Origin of the sequence: Hoylesella nanceiensis DSM 19126 = JCM 15639 (genome assembly GCF_000379965.1) — a bacterium.
Taxonomy (GTDB): domain Bacteria; phylum Bacteroidota; class Bacteroidia; order Bacteroidales; family Bacteroidaceae; genus Prevotella; species Prevotella nanceiensis.
Genome location: NZ_KB904328.1, coordinates 313,983 through 336,672, shown reverse-complemented (window position 1 = coordinate 336,672; position 22,690 = coordinate 313,983). Strand labels below are relative to the sequence as shown.

Here is a 22,690-nt window from a genome sequence, read left to right as displayed (position 1 = left end):
ACGAAAGACGTATCTTTGTAGTGATGATAGAACTAAAACTGAACCAATTGCAGGTGGGTTATGCCTCAAAAGGAAAGCAGGTGCCCATTAACCAATGCGCCTTTGATGTGGAGATAGCCCGCAATGAGCTGATTTGTTTGATTGGAAAGAACGGCGTTGGCAAAACAACTCTGTTGCGAACGCTGGCTGGTTTCATTGCACCTGTGGCGGGAGAGGTGTTGATAAACGGGCAATTGGTGGGCAACTACACTGCAAATGAGCTGTCGAAGCTGGTGAGTGTGGTGCTAACCGACAAGATAGACACGGGCGAAATGAGCGTTTTTGAGTTGGTTTCGTTGGGCAGATTGCCTCATACTGGCTTCTTTGGGCGATTGAATCAGCATGACATCGAAATGGTAAATCAGGCTATTTCGCTCTTGAATATTCAGCATTTGAAACATAAAAAGGTGCAGATGCTGAGCGATGGAGAGCGTCAAAAGGCGTTTATAGCAAAGGCAATGGCGCAAGAAACACCGCTAATGTTGTTAGATGAGCCCAGTGCTTTCTTGGATTATCCAAGTAAAGTGGAACTGATGCAACAGCTCAATAGATTGGCAAAGGAATACAATAAGATTGTGATTCTATCCACTCACGATCTCGATATCGCCTTAAAAGCCGACCCAGAGCTGTGGTTTATGTCTTCAGAAGGGCAACTTATCACGGGAAGATGCAATGATGAGGCGATGAAAAAGCAGGTGGCTGAGTTGGGATATAGCCTGTAATAGTGGGGCGGTTTCAGGGTGGTTTCGGCTTTCAATAAGACTATTTCCCTTTATAAAGCACCTCAAAAAGAGTGCAACATCATTTTTATTCTGATCTATGACGTGTGACAATCAAAAAAAAACGTTTGCGGTTGGGGATTTCATAATTAATGTTTAACTTTGCAGTTGAACAATTATTTCAAGAGAATCTTTTTGAATTTACTAAGCGAAAAGATTAAGTTGTAATAGCATTTCATTAATATTTAGGTGCAAATCACCATTATTGAAGCAACAAACAGCATCATTGCGTTTGGTGAAAAGCCTCGCTCCCATAGTTAAATGGATAGAACGAAGGTTTCCTAAACCTTTGATCCGAGTTCGATTCTCGGTGGGAGTACAAGGCAAAAGCATTCTACTTGAAATAAAAGTAATCGAGGATGATTATCTAAATAACGAAGAAGGGAAAGTACTTACACAAGCACTTTCCCTTTATTTTGTGTCCATAGGAGCACATTTTAAGTAGAAGAAAAATGAAAAAGTGAATTCCAACGAACTTCACAGCTCATCGGAATTCTTTACGTAACATAATTAAAACAGATTTATTTTATTTGATATTCTCATATGCACGAATAGCCTCAACAAATCGATTGTTCACGTCTTTGAACGTATATAAACCGTCATTATTGGGCGTTAATCCCTTAAGTTTGAGCTCAAACACCATTGGTGGTGTCTTAAGATCGAGCGGTTTGAGTCCTCGAAGCTGGTCTGTTGATTGATAAACGAGATTCAATGCAACGAAAACCTCACCTTTTTTATCTACCCATTTCTCGAAAACAAGTTTGCATCCGATGGGCGTTTTCTTTTCAATTGTATTGGGAAGCGAATAGGGTTCGATACCCAATGCTGCGCCAACACTGGCGATATTAGAGTCGTGTCCACACAAAAAGGTGAACTTTCTCTTGTCTGCATTCAGCTCATCGTTGATATAAACCAACAAAGGATGAGCCACATTCACTGCCACTATGGGTGCTGCAAAGAGCACATCTCCATATACATCTTTCACTTTTGCAATCTTTTCCCAATCCGATAGCGTCAAATCGTGGCCAAAAGCCGCCTTCTTTGCGTCGCTCTCTTCGTAGTATTGCAAGATAAAAGCATCTGATGCAGTGTTTGCAAGTTTCAAAGAACCCTTCATTTGAGGCTCTTCTCCAAGCTCTAGGAGTATCTTTGTGTTGTAATCATCAAACGAACAAGCGATGCCTTCCTTACAAGCTGGAGAGTTTTTTTAATCAAGTGTGTTTTCAATGATATCATAACTGCTTTTTAATTCTTCGTTGATTCCAACAATACCACGTTTTCCTCCCATTGCAGCTATTTGCTTTAAAGCTTCCTTTTTGAATTCTTCTGACACCTTAGTGAGCCTTGGAAAGAAGATAGGATCCATCTTACTTGGCGAGAATCTATGGTGAACTTGGATGTCTGCGATAGGCATAAATCCTGCAGAAAAATAGCGTGCGGTAGCTATTGTGCGCTGCATACTGTTGGCATATACCAATATGTCATCGTGCAAAGGTACATAATTTTCTTGAAATAATCCTTCTTTTACGAGCCATTTTCTAAAAAATTGACCCATGATAGTTTCTAAAGCACCTCCTCGAAGGGTTAATTCACTCGCTGAAGAGCTCCAATCTGTCCACTGATGTGGGGTGAGTTTGCCCAATACACTCCCTCCATTTGATAGAGGAGAGCGTATGTTGTGGCGACTCAAAACAACGACTTCTTTGAGCGAATACTTTTCTTTGAAACTATCGCTACGTTTGATTTGCGCTGTTAAAGTTATGGGGTTGAGCCATAAACTTAGCAGTAATAATGATAGAAAGATGTACTTACGTTTCATGATGTTTGGTAGGATAAGTTAATTAAAACTTGACTTGGAGTCGGGTTTCTAATATTCCCACATGATTATTGTCGTATCCTGCACGATCAGTTACTTTGGTGTAAGATGCACGCAAACGCCAAATCATGTATTTATTGAGGTAGTAATTGTAGGTTAACGACCAGTCATTTGCTCGTCCACCCAATATATTTGCTTTGTGATCAGATAGATCTGTGTAGTTATAAGCGGCTACAAGCTCCATAGAACCAGGCTTTGGAGTATCAATTCCGCCATCTGCATGAGTGTAACTATAGTCTGGTCCTTTAATCAAGCCACGCAAACTGCAGTATGCACCACTTGCTTTATAGTTTTGAAAGCCATTGTCAGTGCGATAGTTAAATAGTAGTATTGAGCCTCAATACCCAATTTTCCCTTCGCAGCAGTTATCTCTGGACTTATTTTAAACAAGCGTTTAGCATTCTCTACCCTTGCTTGTATAGCCGTGATTTTCGCTACTCGGGTTGGGAAAGGTGATGCTAAAGTATATACTTTGTGGTTAAGTGCTGCTGTTTTGTCGTATTGTGGAGTCTCGAATGCGCCTGAAATACCGATATGTAGAATATTTCCGTCTTCTGTGAAAGGCTTATATAGCAAGCGAGACATCATTCCGAAGCCTTGATTTCCTAACTGGTCTGAAGGCATCTTCATTGAGTTCGATTCTGTGAAGAAACTGAATGTTCCGAAGAACTTATCGAGGTTGTGAACATACATCAAACCCAATAGACGAGGATCGCCGAATATTCCTTGGCTCATAGGCTCTTCCATAGAGATCTTGAAAGATGAACTTGTAGCACTTTGTAAACCGAATTGATGCACAAAGTAACCTCCTCTAAGTAGCTGATGTTCGTTAAATCTATATTGAAGAAGAATGTCTTTCAATCCAACTTTGCCGTATGCGTAGCCGATATCCACCTTAGCATACCACTTATCGTATTTTGCTGCCACACCAACACGAGCGTCTGGGACACCAAATCCGTCGTTAAACAGATCTTTTTGATTCTTTGGTGCAAATAAAGCAGCATCGAACAAAATCCTACCTGTTGGCTTAACACTCAACTTTGGTTCTTCTTTCACCTTGCTAACAGTCTCTGTAGGTGCGCTAACTGCAACAGGAGTAGCTGCTAAAGTAGCCCCTTTTTCAGTTGCGGTAGAGTCTGTTTGGGCAAGGGCCACACCCCAACCGCTTAAAAGGAGCGTGCCCATTACAACTAATTTTTTCATTTTATGTGAGTTGAGAGAATGAAAAATGTTGTCTATATTCTTGTTTCTTCTTAGTTTGCTTTGAAAGTACTTTTCTTCACTTTACCTGCTTTCACAAGTGCAGCAAATTCTTTCTTAGCCTTTTCTAATTGCTTGTTGAAAGCGTCGTTAGCATGAAGACGAGCCACAACAGCACTTGCAACGATACGAGCTGCATCAACATCGCTTTGGAAGTGGTAACCACAAATTACACGACTTTGACCCATTTCGAATCCACGTTGTAAGATTTCGTTTTGACGATCTACGTTAATTTCTGCCAAAACAAGAGCTGTTGCCCAACCAATTGCAGTGTGACCTGATGGATAAGAACCGTTTGTTGAAAGTTCTTGTTGTTGTTCTGGGTTACAAGTGTCTTCTTTAAAGAATGCGAAAGGACGAATTCTCATATAGTGATCTTTAGCTGCACGTGTAGCAAGGTCACCAGCGTCTTCACGCATGTTAAGTACTAATTTATATATTTCGGGTGTTGTTTCTTTTGAAATACGAATGCCGAAAGCATCAGAAAAGGCGTTGGGCACACCATCACCATTTACTCTTGCGTCTGCAACTGCTTGATCTCCACGCTCAGTATTGCGTTGCATCTTACCCCATTGATATTGAGATACGTCGTTTAACCATAGAATTGAACCTGGTTGTGGTGGTGGAGGAAGAAGCTTTAAGCTGTTAGCTACTTCGCCAATTTGTAGGAAATACAAATCAGGTTTAGTTCTTACATCTTTAATTTTTTCTTGTCCAAAAGAGCTTGTTGCAACAAATAGCGCTGCAGCAGCAAGTAAAGCGTGTTTGATTTTCATAATGAAATAGTTGATTTAGTGATGTTAAAATTTGATTTATGTCGCAAATATAGATATAAATCATCTTATAAAATAGTTGTAATTTGTTGTTTTACCATTTTTCTCAATTGCAACTATTTGCAAAAAATGCCCATAAATAGCCATTTTTAGGGCGTTTTAGAGCAATTCAAGTATAAAATTATTTATTTTAAAAGTATAGCTTTTTCAGTGCAATAGCATTGCTTTTAGGGTGTAATTCCATTGCTTTTGCAACTAAAAAGCATTGCTTTTGGTGGGGATAAAGAAAAACCTCACGCCAGCAAAGGAGTGCCAACGTGAGATTATTGAGTAAGGATATTATTTATTTCAAGCAGATGTTCGCCTATTCTTCCACCAAGAAAATTCTACTTTGAAGGCGGTGTTCAGAGAAAGCTTTCATGCCCACAGTCATCAAATAGTCGCCCGAGAAAGTGCCCACTTCGATGTCTTTGCCGTCGTAGCGGTTAATTTCTTTCACCTTATACATCTTGTTTGCCTGCAATCCTTGTAGTTTTAGGCGGGTAGACTCAGCTGTGCTATATCGTGGGAAGATGTCGAATGCAAACACCACTGCACGCTTTTGTGCCTCGTCTACATACATAGTGGCAGTGTGAGTGTTGCTATATGGTGACACCAAACGATAGAGGTCGCCTTTGAAAATGATGTCTTTAAAGCCGTTATACGCCTTCACTGCGTTCTTACAGAAGTCTGCATCGGCCTTAGGAAGGGTAGAGAAGTTGAGGTCGAAGCCCATTTTGCCCATCATTGCCACATCAACTTTAAATTTAAGGTCAACCTTTCGGTTCCATTCTGTTACGTGAGCGCAAATGGTTTTGGCTGGGAAAATGTGCGAAAAGCCCCATTGAATGTAGAGACGATCAATAGGATCGGTGTTGTCGCTCGCCCAAAATTCAGTGAAATAGCGCAACGCCTCGTAGTCGGTACGACCGCCACCGCCCGAGCAAAGCATCATAGGAATCTTAGGATATTTAGTCTTTAGGCGGTCGAGCACCTTGTAGAGTCCTTTCACATAGTCGACAAATAGGTGCGACTGGTGTTCTTTCTCGTAATTAGAGTAGATGTTAGTGAGTGGACTATTGCAGTCCCATTTAAAGTAAGCGATGTCTGGACAGGTTGTAAGCAAGCCGTCGACAATGTCGTAAACATACTTTTGAACCTCAGGATTACTAAGGTCTAACACCAATTGATTTCTGAAATAGTAACGCTCTCTGTCGTTCCATGCCACCACCCAGTTAGGGTGTTTCTCCATCAACTCACTCTTTGGGTTAATCATTTCAGGCTCAATCCACAAGCCAAACTTCACGCCTTGTTGCTTAGCAGCATCGGTTAAAGCCTTAATTCCGTTAGGAAGTTTCTTTTTATTAGGTTGCCAATCGCCCAAACCAGCTTTGTCGTCGTTGCGTGGATACTTGTTTCCAAACCAGCCATCGTCGAGCAAGAACATATCTAAACCTAACGACTTCGCCTCGCTAATCAAGTCAACAATCTTCTTTTCGTTAAAGTCAAAGAACGTAGCTTCCCAGTTATTCAACAGCGTTAAGCGGTCGCCTTCGCCATCTTTCACACGATATTTGCGAGCCCAGTTGTGCAAGTTTCTACTTGCTTTGCCCGTTCCTTCGTCGCTATAAGTGAAGATGAACTCAGGAGTTACGAAGGTTTCGCCAGCCTTGAGCTGATATTCAGAGTTGAAAGGGTTGATGCCACTAATCACTCTTAGCTTGTTTTCGTGGTCTTTTTCAAATGTAAAGCGGAAGTTACCTGTCCACCCTAATGTTCCAAGAATAGCCTGTCCGTTGTTCTCATCAGCCTTTTTATCGAGCGAAAGCAAGAAGAAGGGCGATGCAAACATATTGGCTCTGGTGCCCAAGTTGCTATCGATGATTTTCTTTCCAAAGCCCAATTTACTTTCAGTGATGCCCGCTTCGGCAGCCCAGTCGCCATTGAATTGGGTGAGATAATAGTCTTGTGCCCTGAAATGAAGCATCGAAGAGGCATATTTCTTCAACGCAATAGGTTTTTTGTCGTTATTGATAATTTCAGAATGAGTAACGATAACGTTTTCTTTTGGATAGGCCTTGTAGAACAAACGCACGCTGTTTTGTCGCACGCTGTCGGTTAAAAGCACAATGGTTTCAGTGCTGTTGCCGTCGCTTTTCTTCACTTGGTGCGACACATATTTAAGTATTACCGTTTCGTTTCCCTTGCTATTGGTGAAGTGGAAGGCAGGTTCGAAATAGTTTCCGTTGCCATTAGAAATGCACACTTCGCCCATTTGAGGCAAAAGAGCATACTCATTTTCGTGCATGAGTCGCTTACCGAGGTGCGTTTGATACACTCGCTTGTCTTTATCAACATGTAATACCAATGCAGTGTTATTGGTATTAATAACAATTTCTTGTGCAGAAAGCGGTAGAAAGCCCACTGACAAGAGTATTGATGCTAAATATTTCATAAGTTGAGGTGAATAAATTGTATATAATATTATTAGCTTTTAGAATTTGCTTTGCATTGTTTTTCGAAGTCTTTGGGGGTTATTCCAAATTGTTTTCCAAACTGCTTACTGAAATAAGCGGGTGAGGTGATGCCCACCATAAAGCCTACATCGGCAATAGAATGGTTGCCTTCTTGAATGAGCTGTGCCGCCTTTTTCATGCGAATGGTGCGTATTAGCTCCACAGGAGAAAGGTTAAAGAGGGTCTTTATCTTTCTAAGTAGACTCGAACGGCTCATACAAAAGAGGTCTGCCATAGTCTCAACATTAAACGTTTCGTCTGCAAGATGCTCTTCAATCTTCAATATTACCTTATTAATAAACTCTTCATCAGCCTTATTGGTCTTCATACTATCCATACTGAAGAATGGGTTTTGCGAGAAAGCAGTGCGCTCTCTTCGGCGGTTATCGAGGATAGAAAGGAGCTGCTGACGTAGGTATTTAATAGAGAAAGGCTTCTCTAAATACGATTCTGCGCCTGCTTTTAAACCTTCGATCTTACTTTGTATGTCGTTTCTTGCAGTGAGTAGGACAATCGGAATATGTGATATATTGATGTCGCTCTTCACTTTTTTGCATAGTTCAAAGCCATCCATGTTGGGCATCATGATGTCTGTAACAATGATGTCGATATGTCTTTCGCCCAAAATAGCCAAGGCTTCGTTTCCGTCAGAGGCAGTTTCTACAATGAAATGCAGTTCGAGCTGTTCGGCAATAAATTGTCGCATCTCGTCGTGATCTTCCACCAATAGCAGCGTGTAGCCTTGTTGGTTAGGCGTTTGTAGAGGCGAATCGTCGAGCGATATATAGTTGGTTGCCTCGTTGGTTAATAGCTGTGCAGCCTTTTCGTCTTTGCTTTTAAAAGGCAACGACAACACAAACACGTTCTCTTCGTGGCTATCTGCGGCCAAAAAGAGCGTTCCTCCGTGCATTTCAGCAAGTGAATGGGCAACAGATAAGCCCAATCCAACCCCACCATGCTTGTCGTTGGTGTCGCCTAATTGGAAGAATGGGTCGAAAATGTGACGTGCCTCGTCGGCAGTTATCTTGCGTCCATCGCTCATAATGCGTATTTCAAAGTTGTGTTCTTTCAACTCTAACTCCACAACAATGGTGCTTCGGGTATATTTTAAAGCGTTGTTCAACAGGTTACTCACAATCTTTGTAACGGCTTCTCTATCTATTTCAGATATAATTGGCTCGTCGGTGATGTTGCAAATGAGATTCTTTCTCCTGAGTGTTATGGTGGGTTCGAAACGAGAAACAATGTTGTTGAGCAACATGTTGACGTTGGTTTCTTCGTAATGCATTTGCAAATTGGCCGTTTCAACCTTTCTGAAATCGAGTAACTGCTCGGTGAGTTGTAACAAACGTTTGGTGTTACTGCGGGTAACATCTAAGTAGTGACTCATCTGTTTGTTCTCTATTTCCATCTCACTCATCGACTCTAACGGAGCTTCTATCAATGTTAAAGGCGTGCGAATTTCGTGCGCAATCTCTGTAAAGAAACGCACCTTACTTTCAAATACCTCCTTTTCTTTCTCGCTGGTCAAGAGCTTTTGGCGCACTTTGATATCTCTGTCTTTGTATTTTCGATACCATCTGAACCAAAAGAAGAACACCAATATGAGCAATAAACCATAGCAAATATATGCCCAAGAGGTTCTATACCAAGGCGCAAGGATCACTATTTCTATTTGACGCTCGTTGATTTGACCGTTGTTTTCAACCAAAACATGTAGCGTGTAGGTGCCAATTGGCAAGTTTGCATAAGATATTGAGGGCACATTGCCTTGCATGTTCACCTCAATCCACTCTTTATCAACAGGCTCTAACTTATATTTATAGTGCTTGTTGCCCATCGAAACAAAGTCGGGAGAAGCCATTTCTAATACGATATTGGCAGAGTCGTGGGGCAGAGTGATTTTATCTTTAAACAAGATGTCGGTGCTTCCTGCCACCTCTTTGCCGTCAATGAGTAGGCGAGTGAAGTATAATTTAGGCTTTTGAGCGTGAGGAATGTGTTTTAAAGGATTGAACTTTACCAAGCCATCGATGCCTCCAAAGTAGAAATTACCCATGTTGTCACTGCCCGCCGAGTGGTAGTTAAACTCGTTTCCAGGTAGCCCATCTTTAGTAGTAAACACCTTAATCGACTCGTTTTGTGGGTTAAATTTAACCAATCCCTTATTGGTTCCGAACCATAAAAAGCCCTTTGCGTCTTGTAAAATATCATAGGTTACATCGTCGGGAAGCCCTTCTGCAATGCCCCACGATGTAAAATTGTCGCTCTTTGCATTGTATCTGCTAATTCCTCCTCGGTCGGTTGAAAACCAAATATTGCGCTGTTTGTCTTCCATAATAGAACTGATAGAGTTCGAACGAAGACCATTGGGCTTGCGAGGATCGTAAACATATCGTTTAAAAGTGTTGGTTCGAGGTGTGTAATGCCATATTCCATTACCCATAGTGGCCATCCATAGCGTGCCATCGCTGGCTTCTAAGAGGTCGAAAACCCAATCGTAGCCCACTTCTTTAATGCGTTGGAAAGTTGTTGTGCCTGCTTTTCGCACATAAAGTCCCGATCCTAAGCCCACCCATAGGTTGTTTTGGCGGTCGGTGAGCGATGAATATACGCTGTTATCGTTGGTTTCTGAGTCTATTTCAGATAAGATAAAGTCTTTGCCTTGCTCGATTGTTCTCAAGCCATTGCGCAACAATCCGATGTGCAAGTTGCCCTTAGAGTTGCGTATAAACGTAACCCCTGTGGTGTTGTGTGAGGCTTGATTCTTTGTGAATTGCTCTGTTTGGGGATTAAAAAGATAGGTGCCATGTGCCTCACTACCTATCATCATCTGCCCATTATCAAACTTCGACAATCCTCTTATGCGTATATGTTCTTTCGAAGAGGCGAAGTTAGACGATAAAAAGCTTTTGAAATAGAAGGGATTGCCCATGATATAGTTCACTCCACCGAACATAGTTCCCACCCAAACGCTTTTATCTGGGGCGTGATAGATATAATAAATGACATTATCCGACAAGCTGAAACGATTCTCTAAATCTTCTTTTAGATACCGCTCATTGCCTGTTTTTAGGTCGATAACATACAAACCTTGTTGTGTTCCTATCCACAATTCGTTGTCGATGCATTGCAAGTCACGCAAAAAGATGCGTCCACTCATAGAGTAGGTCATAGGAGTGATCTTGCCGGTAGATAGGTTATAGCGATAAAGTTTGCCATTTTCGCAACTCAAGAGCGCATGATTGTTGTTCTCATTGCAAATACTTATGATGTTTTTGTTTTGTAGTTGGAAAGCATCGCCTTCGTAAATGTAATTAAAGCAGTCGGCTTTAGCATCGTAACGAAAGAGTCCTGCTCCTGCTGTTCCTACCAAAATATCGCCCGAAGGTTGCACGCAAATACTCGTGGGGTTTTGCTTTTTGATGCCTTTCTTTTGTGTGATGCGATAGTAACTCATTGCGCCCTTGTTCCAACGGAACACACCCATGTCGGGAAGTAGCGCCCAAATATTGCCTCGTTTGTCGCCACAAATCTCTTGAACCCAGTTGTCGGGGCTTACACCGCTTGCGGTTTTAGAAGCCACAAACTGAAAAGTTGCAGTGGTGGGATAGAAGATATAGATGCCTCTGTCGGTGCCTATCCACAGGTTTTTCTGTGCATCTTCGTATAAAGCACCGATGTTATTGTTACCAATGTGGCGTTGGTGGTCGTAGCAGTCGAGGTGTTTAACGTAATATCCGTCGTATCTGTTGAGGCCGTTTTTCGTTCCGAACCACATCAATCCTCGACTATCTTGAAGAATAGTTTTGACATTTCCAGATGAAAGACCATTGTTTCCGTTGATGTGTGAGAATGAGAAATGGTCTCTTGCTTGTATGTATGAGGCCATACATAGAAGCAAAAGCGTTAATAAAAATGTTGGTATTCTCACTGTTCTGTTCATCTATGAGTGAATTATACTATTGATAATGTTTTTCTGTTGTATCCTTCAATAGCTCTGTTAGTTATTAAATAGAAAGGAGATGTGGTATCTACTTAGCTTGAATAGTTGCCCTTAGACCTTCTATCTCCTTTCGAATACTAACCTTTTTTTTATAAACATTGAATAGTTTTACTTACTTTTTGTCCTGAAGCAAGTTGCACTTTAACAATAACTAATTGCTTGCCAGGAACCGAAAGGATGGCACTTGTGCTTTCAGACGCTATGTTATGACGAGCAATTGACTTTCCTGTTAGGTCGAAAAGCTCGATATAACGAATGTTTTCTGCTGCTGAAACGTGCAATAAGTCGCCAAAATGTGACACTTCCACTGAAGAAGTGTCACGTTGTAGGGTATAAATAGAGGTACTTGTTTTATCGATTTTGTATAAACGAGCATCACCTGTGGGTACGGTTACAGATAGAGTTTCGCCCGAGAGCGATAGCTTTTGACCTGTCCAAAGCTCGGTAATATTGGTGATGTTGTCTACTCCTAATCGCTTTTTGTCTAACGATAGCGATAGTTCTTGACTGGTATTGAAATTGAATACAGCCACATAGAAGGCCTCAGGGGTATCTAAATAGAACACATTGTCGGTGCCTCCACGCAAGAAGATGTTAGCCAATGAGCCTTCAACAGGGCGGAAAGAACTTCCAAGCATAGCTACATTGTTCACCTCTTTGTTAGTTGCTGTGCGCAAAGCCTGCTGTCTGTAAGCCTCAAGTCCTTTGTAACTGCCTTGTAAGCTGAAGTTATCACCTAACAAAATCATTCCTGTAATGACGCCCGTTGTGTAGCGAATGTGATTCGCTCCGTCGTTGTTTCCAGCAAAAACAATGTGGTCGGGGTCGTTAAAAGGATATAATCTATCTAACCACCAGCCTAAACTTAAACTGTTTAGAACATATTGACTGTCTGAAATCTTGCCCCAAGCGTCGCACGAAATGCGTCTTGCATGACCAAAATTGGGGAACAATGGCGAGATAGAAAGGTCGATAAAGAAATCGTTTAGCTGACTTTCTACATATTGCATACCCTCAGTATAGGCTTGCATACCAGTGGTTACAGCACTATTGTAATAGCGATCAGCCTCTACACTTCCGCTGTTTAAGAAGTCTAACTTAATGAAACGATAGCCCCACGACTTGAATTGTGCAAACTTACTTGCAAGCATTTGCTTGGTTCCAGGGTGTGTTGGGTCTAACGAAAAAGCACCACCCACCTTTATTGGATTGTTGTTTACACGCAAAACAATATCCTTATACTTATATCGTTCATTGGTCCCAGGTACCGACCAGTCTAATTCCGACTCCTTTCCCCAAAAAGAAAAGGGAGTGAAATAGATGCCTGGGGTTTGTCCTTTGGCTGTACATTGACTTGCAAAAGAGCGCAATTGCGATTCGTTTAGGTTGTCCCAATACGAGTCGAGCACCATGTAAGTCTTATGACTATTGTCTTTTGAGAATTCGTTTTGTAAGCGTTGTGCAAAGAAGTCCGACACATCTGCAGCTCCTTCGTAGTTCACTTTCTTCTCCATGCCACCCCAACTTTGCCAGCCAAAGATACCTTTTTTGTTGCTTTCTTTCTTTGGACGCACCAAAGCATTAGCGTCTGCATAGGTTTCTAACGCTGTTCTCCAGTCGTTAAAGTAACCGATAAACATCTTAGGAGACTTCACTCGGGTGCCAGAAACACTGCCATGACGTGTTGCCACATCGTTGGTTGCAGAGCTAACATAGCCTCCATAGAGGGTAAGTCGCTTTAAAGTGTTGCTTCCCGAAGTGCGAACTTCGACTCCAGTTTTCCATGTATCGTGTTCAATACTTCCCAAACAAAGAGCCTCACGGGTTGAAACATTATACAAAACAGTTACTTCTGACGAGGTAGCACCAATGCTTAGCAACGACCATTTCATGGCATTGTAAGTGCGGAACTTATCATTATCGAAAGGAACTGTGAGCACTCTGTTGTCGCCTTGTGTGGGTAAGAAAGACAATGCCGTTGTGGTTGTGATGGGAGCAAGCAGATGTGAGCTTACTCTACCTGATGAAACAACCAACGAAAGCTCTGTAAGCAAGTAGTTATGGTTGTTGTATAGATAGAAAACCTGTTCCATATCGGGTTTGCCTTGTCGTCCAGAAAAAGTGTAAATATACTTTGTTCCTGTTCCAAAAGCATCGCTTATGGCTTCTAATCTCTGTGTTATTGCAGGGTAATCTAACGACAAAAGCTCGTCATTATCACTGCTTATTGCTCGTGCATAAGCATTCTTTAGCAGCGTCTTTCCTTTATAATTGAAGGTAAACGAATGATTGGGATTGAGTGTTATATCCCAATCATTCGAATGAATATCCGTCGCATGTACGTTTACAAAGTTGGTAAGAGCACTAAGTATTAATAAAAATGTTAGTTGTCTTATTTGAAATCTCATTTGCTTATTACTTTAAAAGTTTGATTCTTTTTGTTTGTTTGAACTTTAAGAATGTAAACTCCCTTTGGTAAATGGGATGTGTAGGACGTGTTATTTTTGATGGTTTGTTGTTCAAGAAGGTTTCCTGCTACATCGTATAGATAGATGTGAGCATCTTGAGTTGCGTTGATTTGGAATCCGTTTTGAGTGAAGGTGACATCTGCATTGCCTTCTTGAACTGTTGTATTGCTTATTCCTGTGGTTTGAGCTACAGCAAAACTACTGGTGCTTTTAGCTTGATCTATGGTTTGAACTCCCCAACTTTCGATGTCAGAGGCAGACGCCTTTACTTTGAAAGAGCGTGTAGCAATGGCATTGTTTACATTGGGTATGATCAAAGAACCTGTTGTGATGTTGGCAGGAATCATGGTGAAAACCTGTCCGTTCTTTAGCTTAATGAACACATTGTAGCGCAAAGCTGCAACGGGAGTCTCTCTATCTGTACCTGCATTCCAAGTTAATAAGGCTCCATCAGCCTCGTTTTGAATTTGCAAGTTAGTGGGTGCTGTAGGGCGAGTGTTCAATGTTTTGAGGTTGGCATCGGTGTAAACAGCGAACTTTTCGTTGTCGCCCCAACCCATACAAACTACTTCTGCGCTACCATTAGCGTTGTAGTCGAAAATAGAAACTGCAGCTCCACTGCGCACACCAGATAGCAAGTTGTCGTAAACCTCGAACGAACCGTCTTTCTTTCCTAATGCAACAATGGTTTTAGCTTTGCCGTCTTGTGTTTCGCCAGCATAGATAATGTCGGTTGTTCCATCGTTGTTAAGGTCGCACCAAGCTGCTCCACTCTTCTTAACACCTACGAAATCGGTAGTGTGTTTGGTGAAAGTGTTGTTGCCTTTGTTGAGGTATAGTAAGGCTTTGCTGTTCCAAGAATAAAGCGAAGAAGCTCCTGTTATGAATAAATCCATGAGTCCATCAGCATTAGCATCAACCCACATGATGTCTCCTTTCTCTGTTCCTGCAACGCTACCGCCTGCACTTGTGTCGGCTTTAATGTCGGTAAAGGTTCCATCTCCATTGTTTTTATAAACAGATAGATAAGTTCCTCCTGCAGAATCGCTCCATCCGCTCACCGCTAAGTCGATGTGGCCATCGTTGTTAAAGTCAGCAGCTGCAATTGTTCCGTTGCGTTGTGCTGCTAAACCTGAATTGTCTTTCTTGGTGAAAGAGCCTGTACCTTGATTATTAAGGTAGAGCACAGGGTTGCTAGATTTATCGAAAGTGGCAATATCTTGCCAACCATCTGCATTGAAATCTGCCACTGCAACCAAGCCAGTATAGCGTATTTCTTTGTTGTCGTCGTTATCTAATTCAAGGTCTTCAATGGCGAAATTGCTTACTTTCACCATCTTTTTACCCTGGTCGTTGCGGTAAAGTTCTGCGCCACGAGATGCAGAAAGCAATATATCGGGATAGCCATCGTTGTTGTAGTCGATAGGAGTTACAACCTTGTGCCAGCCGTTTGAGATCTCGAAAGAGATTTTAGTGGCGAGCGACTGTCCTGTGCTGATCAAGGCAAAAGCCTCTGGATTCCATCCATTGTCAAGGTTTCGGCCCTTAACAAGCAAGTCCATTTTGCCGTCAGCGTTCATATCTGCAAAGGCATGATTGCCCTGAAACATATTAGAAGTGGTAGGGATTGTAACCTTAGAGAAGGTTGGTTTCTCTACTTTGTCTGCTGCTTTTAGCCCTGTAGAAGAGAGAGTTGCAACTAAAAGCATAATAGGTAATCGATAGTTCATGTGTTATAGCTTTTAAGTTATTTGTATCCTTCGTTTTGATCAGCCTCTTTCATGTCTGGATTTTGTTGAATCTCGGTGAGAGGAATAGGCAGAACAGTGTTGTAAGAATGTATGGTTGCGAAACGCTTAGACCACTCGTTGCGTAGTTTTACAAGCTTTTCGAAGTTTCCTGTACGCACTAAATCGATACGTCTCCATTGCTCTCCGAAGAGTTCACGCATGCGTTCGTCCATAATTTGTGTGCGGAATTCTTCCTTACTCATAGCTGTCCATTGCTTATCTGCAGGCAAAGAGCCACCCCAAGCACGTGTTCTGATGGTTGAATTGATGAGGTTAATGGCTTCAGTTGTGCGACCAAGCTCGTTTAAACATTCAGCATTGAGAAGCAATACGTCTGCATAACGCAACCAAGGGATATTCTTTCCAGAGTGCCACATGTTGTTAACGCCAAGTCCTGAGTGGCTATCTGTGCGGAAATCTTCATACTTTCGGATATGAGGAAGTAGCTCGTCGTAGTCGTTTCCAAGTCCTTCCCATTCCAATCCTTGAAGAGTTGGAGTCTCACCATTGAACCAAGTGAAGTCGGTACGTATGCTTTCGGCCATTCTAAGATCGCCATCTTCCCACACACCACCATCTGCTTTGGTTGAATAAGCATATTTAGTGGGTACAGCATGGTCGTATCCTGCAAAGTAACAAGCGTCTGTAAACTTGCTTTGTGCAGCACGACTACCTATTTGGAACTGTATTTGATTGTTGTCGGGAGAGGCATTTTTGAATTGAAACTCAAAGATAGACTCTGGTGTATTTTGCTTGTTGTAGTCCCAAAGGTCTGCAAAGTCTTCATTAAGTCTGAACTTTCCAGACTTAATAATTTCGTCAAAGCATTCTTGAGCCTTTGCAAAATCACGCAAACCAGTTTCTTCTGGAGCCGACATAAGCGCCTTTCCAAGCATGGTAAGGGCTGCCCATCGAGTGGCGCGACCAGGCTTTTGGGTTTCAGAACAATACTTAGCAGCTTCTTGGAAGTCGTTAATTATAAACTGCCAAGTGTCTTTAAGCGACTGACGTCCATAGCCTAATTGCTCTGTTTTGCCCATGTCTATGGTAGGAATGCGTCCCCAATACATTGCCAACTGATAGTCTACACAACCACGTAAGAATGATGCTTCGCCATAAATCTTTGCTTGCTCTTTGTTGGTTTGTAAGCCATTGTTATTCAATGCGTGAATAATTTTAGCCGCAGAAGTAACGCATGGCCAGCGATTGTTCCACTCATTGGTGATTCTTTCGTGCTGACTGTTGAGGTTTGCGTCGAAAGTTTCCATCGCAGCACGTTGTGCTCCCGACTTTAAAGCTTGATAAGCACCGCTCTGTATCTCGTCGGTTGCAATGAGGAACATCCACACATGCTCGTCTTTAAAGCAGTTGTTGCGCCATTGAGTGTAGATACTTTCAAGGTTAAGCTCTGCATATTGGAGATTAGAATAAATCTTTTTTTCAGATAAAGCCGTTGAACTTTCTTCTGTAAGAAAATCTGAACAAGATGTACAAAGAGTGATACAACCTGTAAATAGCGGCACTATAATGTGTTTTATACTAATTTTCATGACTCTAATTGATTCAAAATGAGGTTAAAAACTAAAGTTAAGACCAAAAACAAACATCTTTGTTGGAGGATATTTGCTATCTCCTAATTCTGGATCGAAGCCTTTATAAGGAGTGATGCAGAAGAGATTAGATGCAGTGAAGTACACTTTCAATGAGTTAACTTTTATAGATGAGAGGATACTTCTTGGCACTTGGTAACTCAATGATAGAGTTGAGAGTCTTAGATATGACGCATTTTGAATAGAGAAATCAAGGTCTGAGGGTGAAACTCTATTGAATAAGGTCACATTATCTATTACTCTTGGGAATTGAGCACCTGTATTTTGAGGTGTCCAACGATCGAGTAAATCAGTTGAAGCGCTGCTTACACCAGTACTGTTGATGAGGCTTTCGTAGTAAGAGCTAATTCTTTTTGCTCCAACAGAATAGTTGAAAACAGTGTTAAGTGTTAAGCCTTTCCAAGTAATGTCAGTAGAGAAACCACCATAGAACTTAGGAGTTGTGGTTCCAACTATCTCTCTATCCTTTTGATCAATCACCTTATCGTTGTTGAGATCAGCAGGGAATAGGTCGCCAAGAGCCACCGTTTTACCGTTATAGTTCACGTTTTCCCATTGAGAGCGGTTGCTTTCGTTAGCAATTCCGCCTGTGCGATAAGTATAAATAGTGTGTAAAGGCTCGTTTAAGAAGATGTTTCCTTCTCTGTAAGTGTCGTTCAATATCTCTTTAACGCCACCGTATAGACGGGTAATCTTATTGCGATCGAACGATAAGTTAGCACCAACATTCCATTGCCAGTCTTTAGTTTGGATAGGAGTTGCATTCACAGTGAATTCCAAACCACGGTTAGTCATGGTTCCGATGTTCTCCCAAGTGTTGGTATAACCAGATGTTCTGTTAAGAGAGTGATTCATTAAAAGATCGTCGTTGGTAATAAAGAAGGCATCAATGCTCATGCTAAGGCGGTTGTTCCACATAGCAACATCAAGTCCAAAGTTCGTTTGTCGTTGCTTTTCCCATGTTATTCCAGGTGTACCTCTGCGTCCACTTGTGCGATAAGAAGCCACTCCATTAGATATTTGAGGGTAATAAAGTGTTAGATAAGCATAGTTTTCAATATCTTGATTACCTGTAACACCATAGCCAGCACGTATCTTTAACTTGTTAAGCCAAGAGCTATAAGGTTGCATAAACTGCTCTCCAGCCATGTTCCAAGCAAGTGAGAACGAAGGCATTAAGCCCCATTTGTGACCTGTTCCAAACTTAGATGAACCATCATAGCGTGCAGTAAAGGTAGCAAAGTAGCGGTTGTCGTAGTCGTAGTTCACACGAGATACGAACGATAATAAGCTACTATTGGTGAAATCAGAATCGATTAAACGCTTTTCTAAGTTAGCTGCTCCGCTTAACTTGTGATAAGTTAGGTCGTTACTTGCAAATCTACTACCACCTGCAAGGGTATAGTTGTTGGTGATTCTACTTGTACTTGTGCCCAAAATAGCGTTGAGTCGGTGTTTGTCCCACATTGTAACATAGCTCAAAGAGTTGTCCCATTGCCATGTAGTGGTGCTCCAACGCTCGTGCTTAGAAAATGCATCTCCGTTGTTGTTACGTTCAGTTTCTTGAATACCTGTTGGTATATATTCAAACCAAGCCTGTGTAGTGTGGTTCAAAGAGAAGGTCGAACGTATGTTTAAACCCTTGATAGGATTGATGTTAATGTAGTTAACTGAAGTCAAATAGTTGCGTTGTCTGTCTTGAGAAATCTCCAAAGAGTTGAACGGATTGAAGTCGTTATTGTTCTGTTCTGTATGCGCTCTCCAATAAAGAGTTCTGTAATCCTTTAGGTGACGAGTTGCATCTGCTTCGTAAGGAGCATAATCAATCATGGGATTTGCCCATAAAGACTTGTTGAATACGTTGTCAGAAGGAACGTTATCTTCAGTGTATGTGAAAGAAGTATTGGTACCAATCTTCACCCATTGATTAATGTTTGCGTCGGCATTAACACGACCTGTGTAGCTTTTTTGGCGTGTATTAAGAATCACACCCTTTGTGTTCGTAGTGTTGAAGCTCACATAAAGGTTGGTGCCTTCGGTAGCTTTAGAGAAGCTAAGAGTGTGGTTTTGCTTGATACCTGTTTGCGAAACACGATCGAGCCAGTTATAAGTATTGCCCGAATTGTAACCTGCAAGCTCTTCTTCAGAGAAGGCCATGTTGTTCTTTAGTAATACATTATCTATATAAGACTGGCGGTCTGCTGTTGGATTGTTATACATATAGCCATTGGCAAACGCCTCAAGACGCAAGTCATAAAGCTGTTGTGTGTTCATTGTTGCAGGGCGATGACCCATTGTAGTCACGCCAATCCAGCCGTCATAAGATATTTGTCCTTTGCCTTGTTTAGCCTTTTTGGTTGTGATTACCACTACACCATTAGCTCCACGAGAACCATATAGGGCAGTAGCAGATGTGTCTTTAAGCACTTGAATCTCCTCAACATCGTTTGGATTGATAGAGTTAAAGAAGTTAAAGGCATCGCTCATCACCATACCATCAACGACATAGATAGGGTTACTGCCTGAGTTAATGGTGTTAGTACCACGAATTTTGATGCCAGCACCATCAGATGGGCTTTGACCTGGTGTGATAAATACACCTGCAACACGTCCTTGTAGGGCTTCATTGATAGAAGTTGCAGGCTTTTGATTCAGTGTTTGAGAGTTAACAGTAGACAATGAACCTGTAAGATCGCTACGTTTCATCGCTGTTCCTACCACGATTACCTCGTCGATGTTTTCGTTTTTCTCAGCTAATACGACAGTCATTTCGTTGGCAGAGTTCACCTTTCGAGTGGCTGTAACATATCCAATGCCCGAGAAAGTCAGGACGTCGTTCTCGTTTGCTTTGAGTTCAAAGCGACCATTTGCATTGGTCACCACCGACTGAATCTTGCTTTTTACAATAATGCCAACAAGTGGTTCTTGGGTATTATCAGTAACAAGTCCTTTTACGATCAGTTCTTGTGCCATTGCAGTAGCAACCGAAAGCCATCCTAAAAGTGTCAGAATTAAAAATGATTTCGTCTTCATGATGTTCTGGTGTGATTTTAAATATTGTCTGATTGTTTGGGTTTTATATGAAGTTAATTCAAATCTTTGCTTGCAAAATTAACTTTTTAAGGCTAAGGATTCTTGCACATATCATTCAAAAAATATAATAATTGTGGCAAAGTGTAGGATATCTTACGTTTATCTGTCATGATTGAATTGTTTAAGGCGAGGCAGTTAGGGCATAGAACAACAGTGTTTTTGCTCCATTTCCTCTTCGTTTTTCTGGCTCTTGCAATTGATTAATGAATGTTTTGTACAAAAATAAACAATATTTTTCAATTGGTATTGCTTTTCATTTACATTTTATTTTTTCGGATTTGGGATGCAGAATGACTTTTTGAGGGGTGTTGTTGTCTAAAATGAGTTGTTTTGTTCCATTTTAAGAATATTATTCAGAAACCAAAAGGGCACAAAAAAGGCATTTAAACCACAGGGGATTTAAATGCCAAACAGGATTGTCGTGAAGGATAATATTATTTCTTTCTGGGTTTACGACGTGCCCAACCATCTTCGCTAAAGTCTGGTTCTTCACCTCTTAAGTTCACCTTTTTATCGTTAAAGAACTGACGCCAATCGCCCGATTCTTCGCCTCTTTCAGTGTAATAACCCTTTGAGTTTCTGCCGCCTTGACGTCTTTCGCCATTCGAATTGCGTTGTCTTGAGCGTTTTTCGTATCTGTTGTCCGAGTCGCCACCAGCGTTTCTGCCACCAGTTGAGCGTCCTTTTCTGCCGTTAGATCCTTCTTCTGCGTCGTTACAACGAACCTCTCTGTTCTTGTAAATGCTTCCGCTTAGAGCCTTCATCACCTTGTTTGCGTCTCTTTCGGGAACCTCAATGTAAGATATTTTGTCGAGAAGATCGATGTGACCTACTTGTTGTCTACCCTTAACATTTTTGTTGATGAATTGCATTATCTCTCCAGGATAGAAGCCATCGGCCTTTCCTAAGTTGATGAAAAGACGCTTGAAACCCGACTCTACCGCACGAGGTGCACGGCGTTCGCCACCTCTTCGTTGTCCACTACCATCTCTTCTGCCACCTTTCGAGCCTCGGTCTTCGCCTCTTCCTCTACTTGGTTTTTCGATAATAGGAGCGTTAGCATAGTATTCAAGGAATTTACCGAACTCCATACTAACAATCTTTTTGATGATATCTTCTTTGTCTACGTATTCAAAGTGACGATTGATTTCTGCCAAGAAAGGTGCAATTTCTTCTTCGTTCACGTCCGCTTTCAATATTTGGTCCATCACCTTGTAAAGCTGTTTACTGCATATTGCCTTTGCATCGGGTATTTCTCCTTCAACGAAAGCTTTGCTAATCACCTTTTCAATGGCGTGCATCTTACTGCGTTCACGGGTGTGTATAATCGAAATAGATGTACCTTTCTTACCTGCTCTACCTGTTCTTCCGCTTCGGTGGGTATAACTTTCGATGTCATCGGGCAATCCAAAGTTAATAACATGGGTAAGATCATCAACGTCTAAGCCACGTGCTGCCACGTCAGTTGCAACGAGAAACTGCGTTGTATGCTTTCTAAATTTCTGCATAGTGAGGTCTCTTTGTTGTTGAGAGAGGTCTCCGTGCAATGCTTCAGCGTTGTATCCGTCGTGAATAAGCTTATCTGCAATTTCTTGAGTCTCACGTTTTGTGCGACAGAAGATAATGGCAAAGATGCTTGGATAATAGTCAACGATGCGCTTTAGGGCAAGATATTTGTCCTTTGCGTTCACCATATAGTAGATATGATTAACGCTTTCGGCTCCTTCGTTGCGGCTTCCTACCACTATTTCCTTGTGATTGGTGAGATAATTGCGTGCAATTCGCTCTATTTCTTTACTCATTGTAGCCGAGAAGAGCAAAGTGTTTCTATCTTTAGGAACACACTCTAAGATCTCGTTAATGCTTTCAGAGAAGCCCATGTTCAACATTTCGTCGGCTTCATCTAATACAACATTGGTTACATTTTCGAGCTTTGCCACTCCACGATGAATCAAATCGATGAGTCGTCCTGGTGTTGCTACAATAATTTGAGTACCTTTTTTAAGTGCTTTAATTTGTGTTTCAATAGATGTTCCACCATAAACAGGCACCACAGTTAAGCCCTTGATATATTTAGAAAAGTCGCTTAAGCTGTCAGAAATCTGCAAACATAGCTCACGGGTAGGTGATAATATGAGTGCTTGAGTGTGCTTTTGTTGTGGATTAACTTTTTGAATGAGTGGTAAACCGTATGCTGCAGTCTTGCCAGTACCTGTTTGTGCAAGTGCAATAACATCGTTTCCTTCTCCTAACAAATATGGAATAACTTCTTCTTGTACAGGTGTTGGATGCTCAAAACCTAACTCTTCGATGGCTTTGCGAATCTCTTCGCTAATGCCTAACATTTCAAATGTCTTCAAATTTTTCTTTTTTTATTATTAAAACTATTTGAGCATCTTGTGTGTCCCCGTCACAATAATGACACCATATATGCTCAACTT

At 41.5% G+C, this 22,690-nt stretch carries 11 protein-coding genes, 1 tRNA gene and 1 pseudogene; 2 read left to right on the top strand and 11 right to left on the bottom strand.

Annotated features, from left to right (window positions below):
- Positions 1-23 precede the first annotated feature (23 nt).
- Positions 24-761, top strand: a complete 738-nt coding sequence (locus A3GM_RS0104455) for an ABC transporter ATP-binding protein (RefSeq protein WP_018362190.1) — start codon at positions 24-26, stop codon at positions 759-761.
- 304 nt (positions 762-1,065) lie between these two features.
- A tRNA-Arg gene (locus A3GM_RS0104450) sits at positions 1,066-1,137 on the top strand.
- Between the two features lie 207 nt (positions 1,138-1,344).
- Here the strand turns inward: A3GM_RS0104450 and A3GM_RS10985 are convergent.
- The 11 genes and pseudogenes from A3GM_RS10985 to A3GM_RS0104400 all read right to left on the bottom strand — a co-directional run bounded on the left by A3GM_RS10985 (position 1,345) and on the right by A3GM_RS0104400 (position 22,609).
- A pseudogene (locus A3GM_RS10985) lies at positions 1,345-2,637 on the bottom strand (histidine-type phosphatase).
- A 22-nt stretch (positions 2,638-2,659) separates the two neighbouring features.
- On the bottom strand, positions 2,660-2,956 hold the full coding sequence (locus A3GM_RS11870; protein ID WP_422723604.1) for a porin: 297 nt from the start codon (positions 2,954-2,956) through the stop codon (positions 2,660-2,662).
- Entirely contained in the window at positions 2,944-3,897 is a 954-nt protein-coding gene (locus A3GM_RS10980; protein ID WP_422723603.1) for a porin, read from the bottom strand. Before A3GM_RS10980 ends, A3GM_RS11870 begins: the two co-directional genes overlap by 13 nt.
- 50 nt (positions 3,898-3,947) lie before the next feature.
- Positions 3,948-4,730, bottom strand: coding sequence for an acid phosphatase (locus A3GM_RS0104435; RefSeq protein WP_018362187.1), 783 nt, complete (start codon positions 4,728-4,730; stop codon positions 3,948-3,950).
- A 361-nt stretch (positions 4,731-5,091) separates the two neighbouring features.
- Positions 5,092-7,221: an alpha-galactosidase gene (locus tag A3GM_RS0104430; RefSeq protein ID WP_018362186.1), complete on the bottom strand. Its 2,130-nt coding sequence runs from the start codon at positions 7,219-7,221 to the stop codon at positions 5,092-5,094.
- Between the two features lie 32 nt (positions 7,222-7,253).
- Complete coding sequence (locus A3GM_RS0104425; RefSeq protein ID WP_018362185.1) at positions 7,254-11,228, bottom strand: two-component regulator propeller domain-containing protein; 3,975 nt, start codon at positions 11,226-11,228, stop codon at positions 7,254-7,256.
- 149 nt (positions 11,229-11,377) lie between these two features.
- Positions 11,378-13,696: a T9SS sorting signal type C domain-containing protein gene (locus A3GM_RS0104420; RefSeq protein ID WP_018362184.1), complete on the bottom strand. Its 2,319-nt coding sequence runs from the start codon at positions 13,694-13,696 to the stop codon at positions 11,378-11,380.
- Entirely contained in the window at positions 13,693-15,486 is a 1,794-nt protein-coding gene (locus tag A3GM_RS0104415; protein WP_018362183.1) for a T9SS type A sorting domain-containing protein, read from the bottom strand. Before A3GM_RS0104415 ends, A3GM_RS0104420 begins: the two co-directional genes overlap by 4 nt.
- A 17-nt stretch (positions 15,487-15,503) precedes the next feature.
- The gene (locus A3GM_RS0104410; RefSeq protein ID WP_025829839.1) at positions 15,504-17,096 is read right to left on the bottom strand and encodes a RagB/SusD family nutrient uptake outer membrane protein; all 1,593 of its coding nucleotides are present in this window, start codon (positions 17,094-17,096) and stop codon (positions 15,504-15,506) included.
- A gap of 24 nt (positions 17,097-17,120) precedes the next feature.
- On the bottom strand, positions 17,121-20,189 hold the full coding sequence (locus A3GM_RS0104405) for a SusC/RagA family TonB-linked outer membrane protein (RefSeq protein WP_018362181.1): 3,069 nt from the start codon (positions 20,187-20,189) through the stop codon (positions 17,121-17,123).
- A gap of 494 nt (positions 20,190-20,683) precedes the next feature.
- The gene (locus tag A3GM_RS0104400; protein ID WP_026216121.1) at positions 20,684-22,609 is read right to left on the bottom strand and encodes a DEAD/DEAH box helicase; all 1,926 of its coding nucleotides are present in this window, start codon (positions 22,607-22,609) and stop codon (positions 20,684-20,686) included.
- Positions 22,610-22,690 lie beyond the last annotated feature (81 nt).